The sequence below is a fragment of the Vicinamibacteria bacterium genome, assembly GCA_035620555.1.
In the GTDB taxonomy this organism is placed as follows: Bacteria; Acidobacteriota; Vicinamibacteria; order Marinacidobacterales; family SMYC01; genus DASPGQ01.
In genome coordinates, this window is record DASPGQ010000189.1 from 1 (window position 1) to 3,546 (window position 3,546).

A 3,546-nucleotide genomic window follows, 5' to 3' on the forward strand; every position below is an offset into this window, starting at 1 on the left:
GGCAGGCGTAGTCTACCCTCGTCGCGATTTTTGTAGCTGGGTTACCGTCGCCCTCTCTCACGAGCCGATTGAGAGAAGGCTCGACGCACCAATCTGCAACCCGGAACGAGGGGGGTGTACTCACCGGCAGGACTCCAGAGCCTGAAGGGCGCGTTCCACATCCTCCAGGGTGTTGTAGAGATGGGGCGAGAACCGTAGGTTCCCCCTGCGATAGGCGACGTCGATTCTGCGGTCCTGGAGCTCCCGTTGGATCGCTTCGTTTCGGGTTCGATCGCCGTGGGAAGCAATCACGAGCGTGGAGCGCGAGTCGCCTTCGCGGGGACTGAGTACGTTGTAGCCGAGCTCCGCGAGGCCTTCGATGAGACGATCGATGAGCGCGCCATCGTAAGCGGCGACGGCATCGATGCCTTGCGTCAGAAGGTAGTCGACCGAAGCCGTCAGCGGCTCGAAATTGAAGAAGTTGGCGGTGCCGAATACGTCGTATCTTCTTGCTCCGAGATCCTCTTTGACCACGGGAATCGCGCTGTCTCCTCCGAGCTCCTCGGCGGTCTGCATGGCGAGCCAGTAGGCCTGGTTGTAGCGAAGAGATGAGAGGAGCCGAGGTGTCATCCAGCAAAAGCCGGTTCCGTACGGTCCGCAGAGCCACTTGAAGCCGACGGATATCACCGCGTCGACCGGAGCGCCCGTGACGTCGAGCGGCCGCGCTCCAAGAGCCTGGGAGGCATTCACGATGAACCAGACGCCGTGGGCATGGCAGCGGCGTCCGATGGCTTCGAGATCGATGGCCCGGCCGGTAAAAGAATGTACCCAGGTTGTGGAAAGCACTTTCGTCCGCGATCCCAGATGGGGCTCGAGAGTTTCGGGAGTAAGCCCCTGCTCGCCCGGCTCGATGTGGCGCAGACGAACTCCGCGCTCTTCGAGCGCGAGCCAGGGGAGTATCACGGAGGGAAAGTCTCCGCGCACGAGGAGCACTTCATCGCCCTGGCCCAGAGGAAGTCCGTTCGCCAGTAGATGGAGGCCGTAGGAGGCGCTGTTCCCGAGAATGATTTCTTCGGGTCCGGCTCCGATGAGATGGCCCAACACTTGCTTCAGCTTCCGCGGAACCTCGGTGAAGGATTCGTCCGCGAGCTCGAACGGGGCAATCTTGCGCTCGATGGCGCGACGAGCGGCCTCGGCGGCGACGTGCGGAATCGGCCCCTGATGGGCGCAATTCAGCCACACGCGTTCTCCGAAAGGACCGAAGTCGGAGGCAAAGACAGTCATGTCGCTGGCGGTCGAGAACAGTCCTATAGTAACCGTTGCTCCGCACCTCTGTTAAGTAGAGCTAACAGGACGAGCTCTCGGGCATCCAGTCGGAAAGCTCAAGATTCTCTCAGGATTACGTCAGGATACGCCGACGAACTCCCCGTGTCCCACGTGGGACATACGTCGTCGTCATTGCAAGTGTTCGAGGTCGGTGAACCAGTTCACTCTTACGTTGACCGACGATTGCTCGAGCCCCGATTCCGGGCTGAGCAACAAGAACTGGCGGCGCCAAGCCGAGTAGTCGAAATCACGCACCCAAACGGAATCGAACCGAGGGTAGTCCGTGTGGAACAACAGTTTGGCGTCCTTCACGATGAGGTTGGAATCTGTTTCGGCCTCGAGACGAACTTCGTGCATACCCTGCTCGCTCCAGTACCAGATCCGATCCCCTTCGGGACTCCACAAGAGTGCGCTCCCACCCTCGCGCGAGATTCGCACTGGGCGTGCCTTTCCACGCAATCGCTTCAAGTAAATCTCATATTCGCCCGACTCGTCCGAGACATAGGCGACCCACTCGCCGTCGGGTGAGAGCTCGGCCGCGAGCTCGTTGAACTCGGTAGCAACAATGGGTTCTTTGGTTCCATCGGCGAGCGAATACAGCCACACATCAAACCGCTGGACCTCGTGCTGTTGGCGAAGGTAGAGGAGTTGCTCGCCGCTTCGCGACCAGGACGCGGGAATCAGATAAGTCCCTTCCTCGTGGAGCAAGACTTCCGGCGCCGCCTGGGTAGACGTGTCCAGGAGAAACACCCTCCTCACCCGCCCGAAGCTCAGGCGTTTGCCGTCGGGATGCCACGCCAAGCCGATGACGGGTCCCGCTTCGCGAGTGAGCCGCTCAACGTGGTAACTATCCAGATTGACGAGAGAGGGCTCGTTGCCGAGCGCAACGGCGAGCTCTTTTTCGTCCGGCGAAAGTCGCGTGTGCACGCTGAGCGAGACTGGGATCAGCGTTTCGTCGACGCCGTCGTGACCAACCCAGCGGGCTTCTCCTCCGGGCCCGCTCGATACCCGCACATAGACGAGAGTTCCGTTCTCCGAGAGCTCGAACTTGGCGGCTCCCACTGAGCCGCGTCCCACGTCATCGATGACCATTTCGGGATCTGCCCCGAGTCGGAGTGTTTCGAGTGAAAAGGGTGCCGCAAACAGGCGGCCACCGCGGTGAAACAACAAATGCCCGCTCGCCGCATACCTTCCGAACGCAGCGTCCTCGACGAGGAGCGTCGGCGCCCCGTCGCCGGGCCGCTGCACGACGAGTCGAAAGTGATCCATCCCCTCGGGCGTGCGTCTGTGAATCGTGAAGAGCAAGGTCTTCTTATCCGGAAGCAGGCTTGGCCACCGGTGAATCTCACTTTCGCCACGACGAGTGAGCACCCGCCGGGTTCCGTCGGCAATCGAGACGCTCACGATGCCTGCGTCCGACGCGTTCACGGCTGGATTGAAAAAAAGAACGATGGTGTCGGCCGTGGGCCAGCTCGCGCCAATCGAGACCGCTTCTTTCGTGACCGCGATGGGTGAGCCGCCGCTTACAGGCACTCGGAAAAGCCGGCGCGAGCTCTCGGTGATGAAACCGACCCAGCTTCCGTCCGGCGAGAAGAACGGATCGAAGCCGTCGTCCGTTCCCTCGATGCGAGAAGTTCGGGACGTCGTCAAGTCGTGAAGATAGAGGCTCGAACCTCCCCGCAATGCTCCGGAGACGTACACGAGCCGGGAGCCGTCCGACGAAAGCGCGAAGGGGCGGCTCGGCGCAAGATTGATCGGCGTATCCTCGGGCGTGTTCAGGGTCAGCTGATAAGGAACCGGCCCGCGGGTCGTCGTTGGGCTCGTTGGAAGATCGATGAATGCAACCGCGCCCGCTAGAACCACGATGCCGATCGTAGCGAGAACGAGAGCTCGTCGAGGACGCTTTGCGTTCTCCGCATCATGCTCTCGCTCGACCGGTGCGATGAGACTGTAGCCTTTTCCGGGAAACGTCTGGATATGGCTCGCTTCTTTCGGGTCATCGTCTAGGACCTTGCGAAGCTCGGCAATGGCGACCGACAGCACTTCGTCGCCAACGGCGCGCCGTTCCCAGACGTCGTCGAGAATCGCCTCGCGCGCGACGACGGCACCGGGGCTCTCCGCAAGGCGGAGCAGAACCTGCATGGAACGCGGCTTGATGCGACGCGCCTCACCGTTGGTGTGGACGATGCGGTTGCGACGAGGCTCGACACGAAACGCTCCAACCTTGAAGTCGCCGTGCAT

2 protein-coding genes are annotated in these 3,546 nt (G+C 61.5%); both read right to left on the reverse strand.

From position 1 onward, the window contains the following. Positions 1–120: 120 nt before the first annotated feature. Positions 121–1,263, reverse strand: coding sequence for an aminotransferase class V-fold PLP-dependent enzyme (locus tag VEK15_07520; GenBank protein HXV60525.1), 1,143 nt, complete (start codon positions 1,261–1,263; stop codon positions 121–123). Positions 1,264–1,434: 171 nt separating this feature from the next. Next, on the reverse strand, positions 1,435–3,546 hold a 2,112-nt coding region (locus tag VEK15_07525), incomplete at its 5' end, for a winged helix-turn-helix domain-containing protein (GenBank protein ID HXV60526.1).